This window comes from Mesorhizobium sp., from assembly GCF_017306585.1.
In the GTDB taxonomy this organism is placed as follows: domain Bacteria; phylum Pseudomonadota; class Alphaproteobacteria; order Rhizobiales; family Rhizobiaceae; genus Mesorhizobium.
On sequence record NZ_JAFKIC010000161.1, the window covers coordinates 18,606 to 36,233 of the forward strand.

11 protein-coding genes are annotated in these 17,628 nt (G+C 64.3%); 5 read left to right on the forward strand and 6 right to left on the reverse strand.

Annotation, left to right across the window (positions count from 1 at the left end):
- The first annotated feature begins 76 nt into the window (after positions 1–76).
- The gene (gene gltB, locus J0I79_RS18700) at positions 77–4,810 is read left to right on the forward strand and encodes a glutamate synthase large subunit (RefSeq protein ID WP_292861957.1); all 4,734 of its coding nucleotides are present in this window, start codon (positions 77–79) and stop codon (positions 4,808–4,810) included.
- Between the two features lie 144 nt (positions 4,811–4,954).
- The gene (locus J0I79_RS18705; protein WP_292861960.1) at positions 4,955–6,409 is read left to right on the forward strand and encodes a glutamate synthase subunit beta; all 1,455 of its coding nucleotides are present in this window, start codon (positions 4,955–4,957) and stop codon (positions 6,407–6,409) included.
- A gap of 153 nt (positions 6,410–6,562) precedes the next feature.
- Here the strand turns inward: J0I79_RS18705 and J0I79_RS18710 are convergent, their stop codons facing one another.
- The 3 genes from J0I79_RS18710 to J0I79_RS18720 all read right to left on the reverse strand — a co-directional run bounded on the left by J0I79_RS18710 (position 6,563) and on the right by J0I79_RS18720 (position 10,091).
- Complete coding sequence (locus J0I79_RS18710) at positions 6,563–8,212, reverse strand: ABC transporter substrate-binding protein (RefSeq protein ID WP_292861963.1); 1,650 nt, start codon at positions 8,210–8,212, stop codon at positions 6,563–6,565.
- 87 nt (positions 8,213–8,299) lie between these two features.
- A complete protein-coding gene (locus J0I79_RS18715; RefSeq protein WP_292861966.1) occupies positions 8,300–9,100 on the reverse strand; it encodes a fumarylacetoacetate hydrolase family protein in 801 nt (266 codons plus the stop codon).
- A gap of 1 nt (position 9,101) precedes the next feature.
- Positions 9,102–10,091, reverse strand: a complete 990-nt coding sequence (locus J0I79_RS18720) for a zinc-dependent alcohol dehydrogenase family protein (protein WP_292861969.1) — start codon at positions 10,089–10,091, stop codon at positions 9,102–9,104.
- 133 nt (positions 10,092–10,224) lie between these two features.
- On the opposite strand from J0I79_RS18720, the gene J0I79_RS18725 reads away from it, so the two are divergent.
- Positions 10,225–11,106 carry a LysR substrate-binding domain-containing protein gene (locus J0I79_RS18725; RefSeq protein WP_292861972.1) on the forward strand — a complete coding sequence of 294 codons (882 nt, stop codon included), beginning with the start codon at positions 10,225–10,227 and terminating at the stop codon, positions 11,104–11,106.
- Positions 11,107–11,190: 84 nt separating this feature from the next.
- Here J0I79_RS18725 and J0I79_RS18730 read toward each other — a convergent pair whose 3' ends face one another.
- Together J0I79_RS18730 and J0I79_RS18735 are read right to left on the reverse strand one after the other, a co-directional pair.
- A complete protein-coding gene (locus J0I79_RS18730) occupies positions 11,191–12,420 on the reverse strand; it encodes a DUF459 domain-containing protein (protein ID WP_292861975.1) in 1,230 nt (409 codons plus the stop codon).
- Positions 12,421–12,451: 31 nt separating this feature from the next.
- Positions 12,452–13,675 (reverse strand): lytic murein transglycosylase, encoded by a 1,224-nt coding sequence (locus tag J0I79_RS18735; protein WP_292861978.1) that lies wholly within the window; start codon positions 13,673–13,675, stop codon positions 12,452–12,454.
- Between the two features lie 209 nt (positions 13,676–13,884).
- Here J0I79_RS18735 and galU point away from each other — a divergent pair, with 209 nt between their 5' ends.
- A complete protein-coding gene (gene galU, locus J0I79_RS18740) occupies positions 13,885–14,790 on the forward strand; it encodes a UTP--glucose-1-phosphate uridylyltransferase GalU (protein WP_292861981.1) in 906 nt (301 codons plus the stop codon).
- Between the two features lie 193 nt (positions 14,791–14,983).
- Here the strand turns inward: galU and J0I79_RS18745 are convergent, their stop codons facing one another.
- Positions 14,984–16,771 carry an outer membrane beta-barrel protein gene (locus tag J0I79_RS18745; protein WP_292861984.1) on the reverse strand — a complete coding sequence of 596 codons (1,788 nt, stop codon included), beginning with the start codon at positions 16,769–16,771 and terminating at the stop codon, positions 14,984–14,986.
- Positions 16,772–16,978: 207 nt separating this feature from the next.
- On the opposite strand from J0I79_RS18745, the gene J0I79_RS18750 reads away from it, so the two are divergent.
- Positions 16,979–17,628 (forward strand): SIS domain-containing protein (locus tag J0I79_RS18750; protein ID WP_292861987.1); only part of this gene is annotated, 650 nt, incomplete at its 3' end.

Here is a 17,628-nt window from a genome sequence, read left to right on the forward strand (position 1 = left end):
TCGCCGAGGCAAACCAGCGACAGAAAAATGGCCAGCGCCCGACGGGGCGCGGAACGGAAACGGAGAGGACAGGACAATGACGGAATTGACGCACGCTGCGATCCACGGCCAGGCCGCGCAGACGAAAGCGGCAGCCGTCAAAAATACCGCCACCAAATTCAACCCGACCACCGGCGGCCTGACCGCCCAGGGCCTGTACGATCCGCGCAACGAGCATGATGCCTGCGGCGTCGGCTTCATCGTCAACATGAAGGGCGTCAAGTCGCATGAGATCGTCAAGGACGGCCTTGCCGTGCTTGAAAACCTGACGCATCGCGGCGCTGTCGGCGCCGATCCGCTGGTCGGCGACGGCGCGGGCGTGCTGGTGCAGCTTCCCGACCAGTTCTTCCGCGAGGAAATGGCGGCCCAGGGCATCGAACTGCCGCCGGCCGGCCAGTACGGTGTCGGACACTGGTTCATGCCGCAGGACGCGACCCTTCGCGCCCATATCGAGGACATCATCGCCGAGTCGGCGCAATCCGAGGGGCTGCCGCTTCTCGGCTTCCGCGATGTGCCGGTCGACAATTCCTCGCTGTCGAAGGCGCCCGACATCGTTGCGTCCGAGCCGTTCCACCGCCAGGTGTTCATCGGCCGCACGGCTGATATTCCAGACGACGAGGAATACGAGGCCAGGCTCTATTTGCTGCGCAAGGTCATCTCGGGGCGCATCTACGCCGAGAACAACAACAAGGACGTCGGCGCCTATTGCGTGTCGCTGTCGGCGCGCACCATCGTCTACAAGGGCATGTTCCTGGCCTACCAGGTCGGCGCCTATTACAAGGATCTCAAGGATTCGCGCTTCGAGACCGCGCTGATCCTGGTTCACCAGCGTTTCTCGACCAACACCTTCCCGTCGTGGAAGCTGGCGCATCCCTACCGCATGGTCGCGCACAATGGCGAGATCAACACGGTGCGCGGCAACAACAACTGGATGGCGGCGCGCCAGGCTTCGGTCGATTCCGAACTGTTCGGCAACAACATCTCCAAGCTCTGGCCGATCTCCTATGACGGCCAGTCCGACACGGCGTGCTTCGACAACGCGCTCGAGTTCCTGTTCCAGGGCGGCTACTCGCTCAGCCATGCCATGATGATGCTGATCCCGGAAGCCTGGGCCGGCAACAAGCTCATGGATGCCGACCGCAAGGCCTTCTACGAGTACCACGCGGCCCTGATGGAGCCGTGGGACGGGCCGGCCGCGGTCGCGTTCACAGATGGCCGCCAGATCGGCGCCACGCTCGACCGCAACGGTTTGCGCCCCGCACGCTACATCGTCACCGATGACGATCGCGTCATCATGGCGTCCGAGGCCGGCGTGCTGCCGGTGCCGGAGGAGAAGATCGTGCAGAAGTGGCGGCTGCAGCCCGGCCGCATGCTTCTCATCGATCTTGCCAAGGGCCGCATCGTGCCCGACGAGGAGATCAAGTCGGAGATCGCGACCAAGCATCCCTACAAGACCTGGCTTACCAACACGCAGCTGATCCTCGAGGACCTGAAGCCGGTCGAACCGCGCGCTCTGCGCAAGGATGTCAGCCTGCTCGATCGCCAGCAGGCGTTCGGCTACACGCAGGAAGACACCAAGCTGCTGATGTCGCCCATGGCGACCACCGGCCAGGAAGCCGTGGGTTCGATGGGCACCGACACGCCGATCTCGGCCATGTCGGACAAGTCGAAGCTGCTCTACACCTATTTCAAGCAGAACTTCGCCCAGGTCACCAACCCGCCGATCGACCCGATCCGCGAGGAGCTGGTGATGAGCCTGGTGTCCTTCATCGGGCCGCGGCCCAACATCTTCGACCTGGTCGGCAATTCGCGCCGCAAGCGGCTCGAGGTGCGCCAGCCGATCCTGACCAATGGCGATCTGGAAAAGATCCGTTCCATCGGCCACACCGAGGATCGTTTCGACACCAAGACGATCGACATAACCTACGCTTCGAGCGAGGGCGCGGCCGGCATGCAGGGCGCCATCGACCGGCTCTGCGAGCGCGCGGAAGCAGCGGTCGCCGGTGGCTATAACATCATCATCCTTTCCGACCGCCAGGTCGGGCCGGACCGCATCGCCATTCCGGCGCTGCTGGCGACGGCCGCAGTGCATCATCACCTGATCCGCAAGGGGCTGCGCACCGCGGTCGGCCTCGTCGTCGAATCCGGCGAGCCGCGCGAGGTGCATCATTTCTGCTGCCTTGCCGGCTATGGCGCCGAGGCGATCAATCCGTATCTCGCCTTCGACACGCTGCTCGACATGCACAAGCGCGGCGAACTGCCGGAAGAGGTCGATGCCTACGAGGTCGTTTCGCGCTACATCAAGTCGATCGGCAAGGGCATCCTCAAGGTGATGTCCAAGATGGGCATCTCGACCTACCAGTCCTATTGCGGCGCGCAGATCTTCGACGCCATCGGGCTGAAGTCGGACTTCGTGCAGCAGTATTTCACCGGCACCGCGACTCTGATCGAAGGCGTCGGGCTGGACGAAATCTCGGCCGAGACGCTCAGCCGCCACACGGATGGTTTCGGCAACGACCCGGTGCTGCGCAACAGTCTGGAAGTCGGCGGCGAATACATGTTCCGCATGCGCGGCGAGGCGCATATGTGGTCGCCCGACGCGGTCGCCACCCTGCAGCACGCCGTGCGCCAGGGGTCCTGGGACACGTTCAAGGACTATTCCGCGCAGATCGACAGCGAGACCGCGAGGGCACAGACCATTCGCGGCCTGTTCAAGATCAGGCTGGCCGACGAGACCGGCCGCAAGAAGGTGGTGCTCGACGACGTCATGCCGGCGGCCGAGATCGTCAAGCGTTTCTCGACGGGCGCGATGTCGTTCGGCTCGATCTCCAGGGAAGCGCACACCACGCTGGCGCGCGCCATGAACCAGATCGGCGGCAAGTCGAACACCGGCGAGGGCGGCGAAGAGGCCGACCGCTACCTGCCGCTGCCCGGTGGCGGCAAGAACCCGGAGCGCTCGGCGATCAAGCAGGTCGCCTCGGGGCGCTTTGGCGTGACGGCGGAATATCTCGTCAACTCGGACGTGATGCAGATCAAGGTCGCGCAGGGCGCAAAGCCCGGCGAGGGCGGTCAGTTGCCCGGCCACAAGGTCGACGCGACCATCGCCAAGGTCCGGCACTCGACGCCCGGCGTCGGCCTGATCTCGCCGCCGCCGCATCACGACATCTATTCGATCGAGGATCTGGCGCAGCTGATCTACGATCTGAAGAACGTCAACCCGGCGGCCGACGTGTCGGTCAAGCTGGTGTCCGAGGTCGGCGTCGGCACGGTCGCGGCGGGTGTCGCCAAGGCGCGCGCCGACCACATCACCATCTCGGGCTATGATGGCGGCACCGGCGCTTCGCCGCTGACCTCGCTCAAGCATGCCGGCAGCCCGTGGGAAATGGGCTTGGCCGAAACCCACCAGACGCTGGTTCTCAACGGGCTGCGCTCACGCGTGGCTCTGCAGGTCGATGGCGGCCTGCGCACCGGGCGCGACGTCATCATCGGCGCCTTGCTCGGCGCCGACGAATTCGGCTTCTCGACCGCGCCGCTGATCGCGGCCGGCTGCATCATGATGCGCAAATGCCATCTCAACACCTGCCCCGTGGGTGTCGCCACCCAGGATCCGGTGCTGCGCAAGCGCTTCAAGGGCACGCCCGAGCATGTCATCAACTTCTTCTTCTACGTGGCGGAAGAGGTGAGGGGGCTGCTGGCCGAAATGGGCTTCACCCATATCGACCAGATCATCGGCGACAGCGACCTTCTCGAAAAGCGCGACGTCATCCAGCATTGGAAGGCGCGGGGGCTCGACTTCTCGAAGATGTTCTACAAGCCCGACGTGCCGCACGAGGCCGCGCACTGGACCGAGCGCCAGAAGCATCCGATCGACGACGTGCTGGACCGCCAGCTGATCGAACTGGCCAAGCCGGCGCTGGAAAGCCGGCAGCCTGTCAGCATCGAACTGCCGATCCGCAATGTCGACCGTTCGGCGGGCGCCATGCTCTCGGGTGAAGTGGCCAAGCGCTTCAAGCACAAGGGGCTGCGCGAGGACACGATCCAGGTGAAGCTCACCGGAACGGCCGGCCAGTCGTTCGGCGCGTTCCTGGCGCGCGGCGTGTCGTTCGATCTCGTGGGCGCCGGCAACGACTATGTCGGCAAGGGCCTGTCGGGCGGGCGCATCGTCATCCGTCCGCCGCAGGAAGCCAAGATCGTCGCGGCGGACTCCATCATCGTCGGCAACACGGTGCTCTACGGCGCGACCGAGGGTGAGGCCTATTTCGCCGGGGTCGCGGGCGAGCGTTTCGCGGTGCGCAATTCGGGCGTCGCCGCCGTCGTCGAAGGCGTCGGCGACCATGGCTGCGAATACATGACCGGCGGTGTCGTCGTCGTCATCGGCAAGACCGGCCGCAACTTCGCCGCCGGCATGTCGGGCGGCGTCGCCTATGTGCTGGACGAGGCCGGCGATTTCGCCGAGCGCTGCAACATGGCTATGGTCGAACTGGAGCCGGTTCCGGAAGAAGACGACCTGATGGAGAAGCTGCTGCACCATGGCGGCGATCTCGACCATAAGGGCCGCGTCGACGTGTCGGGCGACATGACCAGTCATGACGAGGAACGGCTCTACCAGCTGATCTCGAACCACGTCCACTTCACGGGTTCGGTGCGCGGCCGCGAGATCCTCGACGACTGGACGACGTTCCGGCCGAAATTCCGCAAGATCATGCCGGTCGAATATCGCCGCGCGCTGATCGAGATGGAACGCATGCGCATGGGCGTCGCGGCCGAATAGGCTTTCAGAGAACTGCCGGGGAGCCCAGGCTTCCCGGCCCACCTTCATCGACAGTCTGACCTCGGGTGCAAGGTTGCCACGGCAGCCTCAAGGGGTTAACGGGTGCGACGAAAACCGCACCATCTGGACAGCAGGAACTGGACTATGGGCAAGGTAACAGGCTTTCTCGAAATCGACCGGCAGGTGCACAAGTACCAGCCAGCTTCCGACCGCATCCGGCACTTCCGTGAGTTCACGCTGCCTATGTCGGACAAGGAGGTCGAGAAACAGGCCGCGCGCTGCATGGATTGCGGCATTCCGTTCTGCCACGGGCCGACCGGATGTCCGATCCACAACCAGATCCCCGACTGGAACGACCTCGTCTACAACAGGGACTGGGACAACGCGATCCGCAACCTGCATTCGACCAACAATTTTCCGGAATTCACCGGCCGCATCTGCCCCGCCCCCTGCGAGGAAGCCTGCACGCTGAATCTTGAGGACATTCCTGTCGCCATCAAGACGGTGGAGCAGGCGATCGCCGACAAGGCCTACGAGACCGGCCACATCAGGCCCTATCCGCCGGAGAAGAAGACCGGCAAGCGCGTCGCCGTCATCGGCTCCGGCCCCGCCGGCATGGCGGCGGCCCAGCAACTCGGCCGCGTCGGGCACGACGTCCATGTCTATGAGCGTGAGAGCCGGCCGGGCGGGCTGATGCGCTACGGCATTCCCGACTTCAAGATCGAGAAGCACTATATCGACCGGCGCATCGAGCAGATGCAGGGCGAGGGCGTGACCTTCCATTGCGGCGTCAATGTCGGCGTCGACAAGCCGGTGGCCGAGCTGCTCGCCGAACATGACGCCGTGCTCTATTGCGGCGGCTCCGAGACGCCGCGCGCGGCCAATATTCCGGGCGACGATCTTGGCGGCGTCTATGATGCCATGCCCTATCTGGTGCAGCAGAACCGCCGCGTCGGCGGCGAGCCGATCCAGTCGGTGGCGTGGCCCTCGCATCCGATCATCGCCGGCGGCCAGCATGTCGTCGTCGTCGGCGGCGGCGACACCGCGTCCGACTGCGTCGGCACCGCTTTCCGCCAGGGTGCCGTCCGGGTCACCCAACTCGACATCCGCCCGCAGCCACCCGAGAAGGAAGACAAGCTGGCGGTCTGGCCCTATTGGGCAACGAAGATGCGCACCTCGTCCTCGCAGGCCGAGGGCGCCGAGCGTGAGTTCCAGGTGGCGACGCTCGAATTCATCGGCGAGGAGGGCCAGTTGACCGGCGTCAAATGCTGCGAGGTCGACGAGAAGCGCAAGCCGATACCCGGCACCGAATTCGTCATCCGCGCCGATCTCGCCTTCATCGCCATCGGCTTTGCCGGACCGGCGGCGGCGGGCGTGGCCAAGGAACTGGAAGGCGAGATGAAGATCATCACCGACAGCCGCCGTTCGCGCAATGTCCAGGCCAATGACCGCGACTACAAGACCAGTGTCGACCGGCTCTATGCCGCCGGCGACGTGCGCCGCGGCCAGTCGCTTGTGGTCTGGGCGATCCGCGAAGGCCGCCAAGCGGCCCGCTCGATCGACGAGGCGCTGATGGGGACGAGCGTCCTGCCGCGCTGAGGCGGAGACCGCCGACAATCCAGTTAGAGGCGCGGAGCCGCTCGAAGCCTATCGAGCTTCGAGCGGTTACGGGGCACTTCATCGCTTCACGGAAACTTTTGAGCGACGCCCTCGGCATGCGGCGCCGGATGAATCCGTCCGGCTTCAAGCTTATCAGGCGTCGAGCCAGACCTTCTCCAGAAATACCTGGTCGAGCGGGTGGGCGCGGCGGTTTTTCACCGCCTTGGTCGAGTGCGTATAGATCTTGCGCCAGTAGGGCTGGATGATCACGGCGGAGTCCTGCAGGATCTTTTCGATCTCCTGCATGACCTCGCGGCGCTTTTCGACATCGGCGATGGACAGAGCGTCGTTCAGCTTGGCATCGAATTCGGGGTTCGAGAACGCGGTTTCGTTCCAGGCCTCGCCCGAGCGATAGGCCAAGGCCAGGATCTGGACACCGAGCGGTCGCATGGTCCAGCCGGTCAGCGAGAAGGGATATTTCGTCCAGTCGTTCCAGAAGGTGCTTGTCGGCAGAACGGTTCGCCTGATCTTGATGCCGGCCTCGCGCAACTGTCCGGCAATGGCGTCCGCCGTGTCCTTGTGCCACTCGTCATCGTCGCTGATCAGATCGTGCTCATAGTCCTGCTGACCGGCTTCGGCCAGCAGCGCCTTTGCCTTTTCGATGTCGCGCGCCACTTTCGGCAAGGGGAAATATTCCGGGTGGATCGGCGCAACGTGATGGTTTTCCGCCGGGGTGCCGCGGTCGCTGTAGGCCAGGGTCAGAACGGCGGCATTGTCGACGGCAAGCTGCAGTGCCTTGCGTACACGCTGGTCGTCATACGGCTTGTTCTTGACGTTGAAGCGCGCGCAGGCTGTCGCCGCCGTCTGGGTCTCGCTGCGTTGCAGGCCCATGCTGTCCAGAAGGTCGACCTGGTTGCCAGTCGTTTCGAAATTGCCATGGATCTCGCCTGATTCAAAGGCGCTGGCGATGGCATTGGGATCCGTGCCGTAGTCGATGAACTCGACGCCGTCGAGATGGGTTTCGCCGCCCCACCATGGGTGCTGCTCGCGCCTTTTGTAGACAGCCTTCACCGATGTTTCGTGCGAGACCAGTTCGAAAGGCCCGGTGCCGATCGGATGCTTCACCAGATCGGAGCCTGTCGCCTCGTAGCTGCGGTGCACCAGGAATGCCGGGAAGTCGGCGAAGTTGGCGATCAGCGAAATGTCCGACTTGGAGAGGCTCAGCCTGATCGTGTTATCGTCGACCCTGGTGATGGCGCCTTCGCGCGCCTTGCCGGTTGCCGGATCGACAAGGGCGGCCAGGCGGCCCGCCATCGAATTGCCCGGCGCCTTCTTGTCGCACCAGCGGTTGAGGTTGAACAGCGCGTCCTCCGCGATGAAATCGTCGCCATTGCTCCACTTCACGCCCTTGCGCAGATGCAGGACATATTCGGTCGCGTCGGCGTTGACGTCCCAGCTTTCGAGCAGCCGCGGCTCGAAGGTGAAATCGGGCGTGTATTCGACAAAGCATTCGAGGAACTGGCGTCCCAGATTGCCCATTTCACCCCAGTCGAAGGTGCGCGGGTCCTTTAGCTCCTTGACGGGCATGGCGATCCTGATGACGCCGCCCTTCTTCGGCTCCTCGGCCCGCGCCGGCACGGGCGCCGCCAGACCGATGAGCCCGTACGCGCCGGCCGCGCTCACGCCCATGATGCTGGCGATGGCGAGGAATTCACGCCGGTCCATCCGGCTTTCCCGCACCATCGCCGCCATCTGCGCGACGGGTGCCGGGACCGGCTTTTCGGGGCTGTTGCGCGTGTCCATCTGTTTTCTCCCATGACCGACCAAACCGTCGGATTTGTTTGTGCAGTCGTATCGTGTTGAAGCAGGCCGCGACCGGATATCGATTGCTCAGGTGAACGAAACGTCGAGCCTGCCGTACTGGTTGAAATCGGCGGTGAAGACGTCTCCGCTTACGACCAGCAATGCCCTGGCGAAGGCGCCCGACATGACGATGTCGCCTTCGGCCAGATGCTCGCCTCGCTTGAGCAATGTGTTGGCGAGCCAGGCCACGCAGATGGCGGGGTGGCCCATGCCGATGACCGACAGGCCGGTTTCTTCCACGACGCCGTTGCGAGACAGCGTGGCGCCGACCCAGCGGCTGTCGATGTCGCGCGGGTGAAAACGCTGTTCGGCCAGGATGACACCGGCGAAAGCCGAATTGTCGGCGACGGTATCCGCCACGATGCGCGGCGGCGCCATCCGGTGGTCGACGAGTTCCAGCGCGGGGATGATGCAGTCGGTGGCGGCGAGGATGTCGTCGAGATTCTCGACCGGGTGGTCGATGTCCCGACCCATGATGAAGGCAAGCTCGACCTCGACATGCGGTTTCACCAGGCCTTTCGCCGGCAGGCTCGCGCCGCTCTGGTGGACGGCATGGCGCAGGATCCGGCCGTGGATCGGCGCGTCGAGATCGCAGGCGATCTGCGTGGTCAGCCATGTCAGGCCGATCTTGTAGCCGGCGAGAACGATGCCTTGCTCTTGTCGCATCCGCGTCAGCAGGTCCTGGACGCGATAGGCGTCATCAAGGCTGAGGCCGGAGTGCTGACCGCTGAGCGGCGGCATGGCTTGGCCCTCGCGCTCGGCGCGCAGGATCGCCTCCGCCGCGTTACGAATTTCGAGTTCCGTCAGTCCGTTCGGTGTCGCTACCATGTCAGCCTCGCATCACATCCACGACGACTTTCCCGAGTGGCCTTCCGCTTTCAAGATGGCGAAAGGCGTCGGGAAGCTGGTCCAGCCTAAAGTCGGTGGGATCGACCAGTGGGCGTAACTTGCCACTTTCCACGAGCGCGGTGATGTCCCGCATGATGCGGCCGTGATCTTCCCGGCCGACGTTTTCAAGCAGCGGAATGAGCATGAAGACGACATGCAGCGACAGCGCCTTGGCATGCAGGGGCGACAGGTCGTGCGTGCTGCGCGCGGCGGTCGCCGCAATGCGGCCGCCGACCGAAGCCGCCTGGAAGGAACGGTCGAGGTTTTCGCCCCCCACAGTGTCAATCACGACTTCGAAACCACGGCCCCCGGTCAGCCGCCCGACATAATCCGCCACGCTCTCCTGATTATAGAGGACCGTGTGGTCGGCGCCGAGATCCTGGGCGATCGCGGCTTTTTCAGGGGAGGAAACGGTGGTGGTCACGCGCGCGCCCCGCGCTTTCGCCAATTGCACGGCGACGTGGCCGACGCCCCCGCAGCCGGCATGCACCAGGACATGGTCGCCGGCGCCGACATCCGCCCGTTCCATGCAGTTCCAGGCGGTGATCGACACCAGTGGCATGGCAGCGGCTTCGCGCATCGAAAGACGGCGCGGCTTGCGGGCGAGCAAGCGGGCATCGGTCGCTATATAGTCGGCGAAGCTGCCGCCAAGGCCGCGCACGCCTCCGGCGCAGCCATAGACTTCGTCTCCCGGGGACAGGTCGCAAACATCGTCGCCAACAGCTTCAATTGTTCCGGAGAGATCTGCGCCGAGAACAGCCGGCAAGGCTGGACCGATCGGCAGTCCGTTGCGGATGCGAGCATCGACCGGGTTGAGTGCGCTGGCGTGCAAGCGTACCAACACCTCTCCAGAGCCAGGGCGCGGCATGCCGATTTCAGCCAGTTCGAAATTCTCCGGTCCGCCGACAGCCTTCAGTACCATTGCACGCATTCGATCTTCCCGACCTGAGACACAGGCGGAGTCTGCCGCTTCGGACAGTTGAACGAAAACGCATAAATCTAATGGTATCGATCTGGAATGTTTCTAGCTAAGACTCAGGGCATTCGGCATCAGAGGAAGCCCGATGCGTTACCCCGACCTGGAAATCGATCTGCTGCGCGCATTCACCACTGTGGCCGAGACAGGCAGCTTTACCGCCGCAGCCGATGTGGTCGGCAGGTCGCAATCCGCCGTCAGCCAGAAGATCATCCGCCTGGAAGAGCTGCTTGGCCGGCCGCTGTTCAACCGGACGAGCCGTTCCCTGGCCCTTACGGCGGAAGGGGAGCGGCTGCTGTCGGCGGCGCGTCGCCTGCTCGAATTCAACGACATGGCGGTGCGCACCCTGGTCGAACCGGCTGATATCAAGCGCCTGCGTATCGGCATTTCGGAAGACTTCGTTCCCCATCATCTGCCGGCGCTGCTGGCAAAGTTCGCCGCCCTCTGTCCGGCTGTGCGTCTCGAACTGATGACGGGCCTCAGTTGTCACCTGCTGTCGGCATATGAAGACGACCGGCTCGACGTGGTGATCGCCAAGAAGGATGGCCGTGCCCAGCGTGGCCGGGTCATCTGGCGCGAACCTCTGGTGTGGATCGCCTCGGCCAGCTATCCGCGCCAATCGTCGGAGCCTGTTCCGCTGGTGCTTCTGCCGACACCTTGCACCTATCGCGGGGTCGCGATCCGGGCACTCGATTCGATAAGGCGCGACTGGGACGTGGCGTGCACCGTCAACAGTCTGAACGGCGCGCGCGCGGCGGTGGCGGGAGGATTCGGCGTCACGGTGCTGGGCCGCTCCTTTGTCCAGGAGGGGCTGCGGATCATTCCTCCCTCCGAGCTCTGGCCGGTGCTGCCGATGACGGAGATCGTGGTTATCGGGGAGGAAACCGTGGAGGCACGCATCGTGCAGCCGCTGCTTTCATTCCTGACTGAAACCCTGTCGCGCGGCAGTGTGAGCGCGATGTCCGCTTAAAGTCCCTGGCAGACTGGTTGGTCGGCTGGCCGGACGACTACAGGATCGGCATTTCTTCAAGGCCGTTTTCCGGTGGAACGCCCATCAAGGTGTGGCGGCCGTCACCGTTCCTGCTGCGGCGGCCGTGGCAGCCGGGTTTGCCTTTGGCGGCCAGGAAAAATCGTCGGCGCGGCCGGGGGAGGCCTCCGGCGCCTTGCCTTCGATGATCAGTTTTTCGCCCGGGAGCGCCGGATCGGCCTTTGCCGGGGGCGCGGCGCCTAGCAGTTCCGCGCCGCCGTCCAGCGCCGGATCGCTGAGCAGCATCGGCTGGGTGCGATCGATGACGATGGGGGCGGCCGCGGGCGCGGGCGCTTCGACCGGTGCGCCCGCCGGCGCCGCAGCCGGCGCCACGCCGCCGGGCCCGGCGAGGCCGAGGATCTTCATCAGCGGCTTTTCGGTGTAGAAGGCGAGCTTGCGCTTGCCGGCCTTGGAAACGTTGATGCCGTCGTCGGCGCGCAGCCGCACTGGCTGGCCGTTCATGTCCGGGCCGCTGGTGATGAAGGCGCCGTTCTCGTCGACGAAGCCGTCCCAGACATCGACAAATTCACCGCCATGGCTTTCGGCGGCCTTGTGGTAGATATCGTTGAAGGCCAGCATGTCGGATGTCATCTTCGGCACCCGAAAAGCCGGCATGCCGACCCACAGGAAAGGCACCTTGGCGTCAGCGATGGCCTTGCCCAGGGAATCCGTGCGGCGTTCATACTCCTTCGTCCAGTTCTCGGAGCGAGGCTGTTCGCGCACATCGCCCACCTTCATCTGCTGGCGGTCGTTGGAACCCAGCATGACGACGACGGCCGCCGGCTTCTCGGTCTCGATCAGCGATTTGATCTGTTCGGGCCAATTGTAGAAATCATCGCGGACGAAGCCGGACGAGCCGTTGGAACGGACGACGATCCTGACGGCCGGATTGTCGGCGAAGGCGGCGTCAAGGCCTTCGGCGAGACCGGATGCCATGAAGTCGCCGACCACCAGGACGGCGTGGGCGTCCGGCGCCTTTTCCGCTATCGGGGTCTGCGGCTCGACGGGTGCGCGCGGGACGCGGGGTTTGCGCGGCTTCGGTTTCGCCTTCTGGACATCCGCTGGCGGCTCGACCCGTTCGCTGCGGCGTGGAAACAGCAGGTCGCGCAACGACCAGCCATGGCTCTGTTGCGGCTGCTCCTGCGCCATGGCGGGCGCGTGCAAGGCACTGGAGGCGGCGATCGCCAGCAGGACGATCGCCAGAATGAGGATCGGCGTGCGACGAACAAGTATCGCGATACGCGCGGCCGAAACCAACAACTCCCTCCCTACTTTATCCCGGATGGCTCTATTTTTGCCTGAGCCATTTCAGTACTTCCATGCTCGGATAGCCGTCCTGGGTCAAGCCGACCTTTGCCTGATAGGCCATGATGGCTGTTTTCGAGCCGTCGCCGATCTTGCCGTCGAACTTGCCGTCGTAAAGCCCGTGTTGGGAAAGCCGCTTCTGCAGCTCCTGCCTTTCCTCGAAGGTAAGCTTGGTGAAGGGCCGCTTCCAATCCTGGACAAGGCCGTTGCCGCCGGCGATCTCGTCGGCGAGCAGGCCGACGGCCAGCGCATATTTGTCGGCGTTGTTGTATGCCTTGATGACCGAGAAATTGCGGATCATCAGGAAGGCGGGGCCGCCCCGGCCATCCGGCACTTTCAGCGTCGCCTTGTCGCTGAGATTCCTGAACGGCTTGCCATTGGCCCTGACGACGCCCAGCGTCTCCCACTGCGCCAGCGTCTTGGCGCCGCCCGGCAGCTTGCCGGCCGGCAGCGTGACTTCATAGCCCCAGGTCTTGCCAGCCTGCCAGCCGTTCTTCTTCAGAAGGTTGGCGGCGGTTCCCAGGGCGTCGGGTATGGAGTTCCAGATGTCGCGCTTGCCGTTGCCGTCCATGTCCACGGCGTAGTGCTGGTAGCTGGTGGGGATGAACTGGGTCTGGCCCATGGCGCCCGCCCAGGAGCCCATCAGATGGCTTTCGTCTATGTCGCCGGTCTGCAGGATCTTCAAGGCCGCGACAAGCTGGGTGCGGGCGTATTTGGACCGCTTCGGGTCGCCATAGCCCAGGGTCGCCAGCGAGCGGATGACGTTGCGCATGATGTCGTCGCGCTTGAGGATCTCGCCATAATTGGATTCCATCGACCAGATGGCGAGCAGGATATAGCGGTCGACGCCGAACCTGGCTTCGATCTTGTCCAGCCACGGTTTCCACTTTTTCGCCATCGCCTGGCCGTTGGCGACCGACTGGTCATGGACGCGGTTGTCGAAGTAATCCCAGGCCGGCGCGGTGAATTCGGGCTGCGTGCGCGCCTTTTCCAGCACCACCGGGTCCGGTTCCTTGATGTTCCTGAAGGCCTGGTCGTAGACCGCACCCGAAACGCCTCCCGCCACGGCGGTGGCGCGGAAGCTGGCGACCCACTGCCGGAAACCGGCATCGGCGAAGGCCGGCCCGGCCGGCATCAGCAGAGCGAGCGAGAGGCTGGCTGCCGTCATGACGCTGGTGAAACGCTTAGCGGCATTGCGAACGGACATATTTTCCTCCTTCTCTGTCTCTGGAAAGACCATTCATCGCCGAAGCAGGTTAGGAATTAGTTTACCATAGGTGGCGCCTGGAACGAAAACACGCCTCGATGCTTTACCGCTGACATTTCCTCTCCAATCGCCAAGTAGTCCTCAATTCCGGCGTGAAAATGTCGCCAGACGGGGATTGCGGAGCCCGCCATCAAAAGGATAATTGACGTATGAAGAGAGTTCGCAAGGCAGTTTTTCCGGTCGCTGGTCTGGGCACGCGGTTTCTCCCCGCCACCAAGGCGATTCCCAAGGAAATGCTGACCGTGGTCGACCGGCCCGTCATCCAGTATGTCGTCGACGAGGCGCGCGAGGCGGGCATCGAGCATTTCATCTTCGTGACCGGCCGCAACAAGGCGGTCATCGAGGATCATTTCGACGTCCAGTTCGAGCTCTATGACACGCTTGCCCAGCGCGGCAAGGACGACCAGCTTGCCCGCCTGCAGCGACTGCAGCCCGCTCCCGGACAAACCAGCTTCACGCGCCAGCAGGTGCCGATGGGGCTCGGCCATGCCGTCTGGTGCGCGCGCGAACTGGTGGGCGACGAGCCGTTCGCGCTTTTGTTGCCGGACATGATCATGCAGTCGGAGAAAAGCTGCATGAAGACGATGGTCGAGCTCTACCAGGAAACCGGCAACAACATCATCGCCGTGCAGGAATGCGATCCGGCCGAGGCCCACAAATACGGCATCGTCGGCCGCGGCGAGGACACGCATCACGGCTTCCGCATCACCGAGATGGTGGAGAAGCCGAAGGCCGGCACCGCGCCGTCCAACCTCTACATCAACGGCCGCTACATCCTGCAGCCCGAAATCTTCGGGATTCTCGAGGGCCAGGAGAAGGGCGCCGGCAACGAAATCCAGCTCACCGACGCGATGCTGAAGCTGGAGAAGCAGCAACCCTTCTACGGCTACCACTATCAGGGCCGCACTTTCGATTGCGGATCGCCGGAAGGCTTCGTCGAGGCCAATGTCGCCTTCGCGCTGTGGCGCAACGACATGAACGAGAGCATGGCCGGCGTCATCCGCACGCTGCTCGACGAGATGAAGCCGTCGGAGCGTCGTGGGGCCGCCTTCTAAGGATGTGCTGATATTCAGGTGATGCCGGCCTGCGAATGGCGGTGTCCTCCGCTTCCCTGATCCTACTGCGTGGCCGCAGTAGGATCGAACTCACGTACCCAAACATACGCTCCGTTCCGGTTCTCGGTATCAGCCATTCTCGACTCGGCCTGACCTGAATCTCAACACATCCTTGGCGTGGTGCGTAAGCTGCTCAGCGCTGCACCTTCACGCCGAGATAGATGCTGTTGGCCGTATAGTCGCGGCCGGGCAGGTTGCTGGTCAGCTTCTCGGTCCTGAGCCGGGTCGTGAGGCCGGCATAGCGGTTCAGCCACCAGGTCAGCCCGGTCTCGGCGCTCAGGATCCGGTCATGGCCGTCGATGCCGACATAGTCGCGCCAGTCGAGGCCGAGGGCCGCATTGGCGGTAAGGTTGGCGCGGATCTGGCGCTCGGCCGTCAGGCGGCCGGAATAGAGGATATCGCCGCTTTCGCCAGCGGTGGTCGTGGTCTCGACGGTGGTCTTGCCGGTCAGGCCGATCGTGGTGCCGCGCTCGGGCGACCATTTGAGGTCGGCGTTGACGGTGGCGCCCGAAATTGGCTCCAGGGTCTTGTCGTCGATCGCTTCGCGCAGCCATCCGGCCGAGAATTCGCCCGACAGTTTCTCGCCCATGTCGAGCTGGACGCCGGCGCGCGCGCCGAGGCGCGTCGAGGAGCGCTCGAAGCCCTCATTGTCGATGCGCTGGTCGTAGATCCGGCGGCCGACCTCGATCTCCGTGAACGGCGTGAGGGCCGGGGAGATCTCGTAGCCGGTGCGCAGGGTTGCCGTGTAGAGCGTGTTGTCCTGGTCCTTCTGCGACAGCGAGGTGCCGTCCGAGAGCTTGGCGTCGCCGTAGAAGTCGTGCGAGACCGCGCCGGTGAGCGTGTACTGCATCTTGCCGACGGCCTTTTCGACGCCGAGGCTGCCGTCGATCGTCTGGCGCAGCGGCTGCGTGCTGACGCCGGCGATGGCATCGGGAGAAGAGGCGGATTCCGGCACGGCTTCGTAGCCGAGCTTGGCGATGGCGCGCAGCTCATTGTCGAGATCGACATTGAGCTGGCCCTCGATGCGGCCTTGCGCATTGTGAACCTGATAGCCCGACAGCGTTTCGCGAAAGAGGCCATAGCCGTCGATGGTGGCGGAGTTTTCACGCCAGTCGGAAACAGCCGAGAAACGCAGCGCGGTTTCGGACAGCAAGGCCGAGGTGCCGGCGCTGCTCGAATCACCGTTGGTGGTCGCGGTCAGGCCCTGTTCGATCGTCGGACGGATGACGAAGGAACCCCATTTGACGCCGGGTGCGGCGAAGGGATCGTCCTCTGCCTTCTTTTTCTGGCCCTCTATGGCGGCGGTGCGCTCGGCGCCGGCGTCGAGCTTCTGCCTGTCGACGCTGTCGATGGTCAGCGCGCGGCGGTTGGCCGCGTCCTGGTCGGTGACGGCATCGCCATTGTCGTCAGCCGCGTTCGCGCTGCCGGTCGTTGTCGGGTCCGTCGCCTTGGCGGGGTTCTTTTTCTTCTTTTTCGAGGTGGCGGCGGTCTTGCCCTTGTCCTGGTCGGCCGCTTTCTGATCGGTGGCCGAGGGGCGACGGCGCGGCTTTGGCGGTGTCGGATTGTCCGCGGCGCTGTCGTCGGTCGCGGCGGGCGGATCGAAGACGCTGCCGGTGGCGGTAGCGTCGTTGGGGTCCGTATTGTCCGGCACGGCGCCGGCGCTGGCCGGCAGATAGGTGCGAGGCGGGGCGTTGTCCTGCGCGGCCGGCGGCTGCTGGCCCTGGCTGGCCATGGCAAGCTGCCTGGCCTTGCGTTGCTGGTCGGACAGGATCGCCGATTCCGACACTTCGCCGCGCAGTTCGGCTTCCTGGGCATGGAGGGGTGTCGGGCGCAGCAGCGCGAACATACTGGTCGCCAGTAGCAGGGCGCAGAACGCCTTGCCTTGCCGTGCTCTCGATTTTTCTCGCTGGGCCCCGGACATCGCCACCACTGCTTGCGCGGCGCATGCGCGCCATACTTACCGAACCGTAAATGCGGATGGTTAACGGAGGGTTGAGGCGGCGGCTTTCCGACGGGTTAAAGCGCCGCTGTTTGCGGCATCGGGTGATGCGCTCCAGCGTTGAGCGGTCCGGCTGTGATTGCCATTTCCGTTGGACAGGCGGCCGGCAAAGCGCTAATCGCATCAGCCATGCATGCGAGACCTCTCGATAAGAAGCCCCTGGATGGCCAGGCGTCGATCGAATCGGCACTGAGAACGGTGGCAACCGAGCAGGCGGGAATAGCCGCCCTGGCCGAAGCGCTGGAGAACGGACTGGCCGCGCCCTTCGCGCAAGCCGTCGACTTGATCTCCAACATCGAAGGCCGGCTCATCGTCACCGGCGTCGGCAAAAGCGGCCATATCGGCTCGAAGATCGCGGCGACTCTGGCTTCGACCGGCACACCGGCTTTCTTCGTCCACCCCGTCGAGGCCAATCACGGCGATCTCGGCATGATCGCAAAGGACGACGCCATCATCGCCATCTCGTGGTCGGGCGAGAGCAAGGAGATGATGGGCATCGTCGCCTATTCCAGGCGTTTTTCCATTCCGCTCATCGCGATCACCTCCGGCGAGACATCGGCGCTGGCGCGTGCCGCCGACGTCGTGCTGCTCCTGCCGCGTGCGCCTGAAGCCTGCCCGCACGGCCTGGCGCCGACGACGTCGACGCTGCTGCAGCTGGTCGTCGGCGACGCGCTGGCGATCGCGCTGCTCGAGGCGCGCGGCTTCACACCAGACCATTTCCGCACCTTCCATCCGGGCGGTCAGCTTGGCGCCAATCTGACGATGGTTTCGGAAATCAT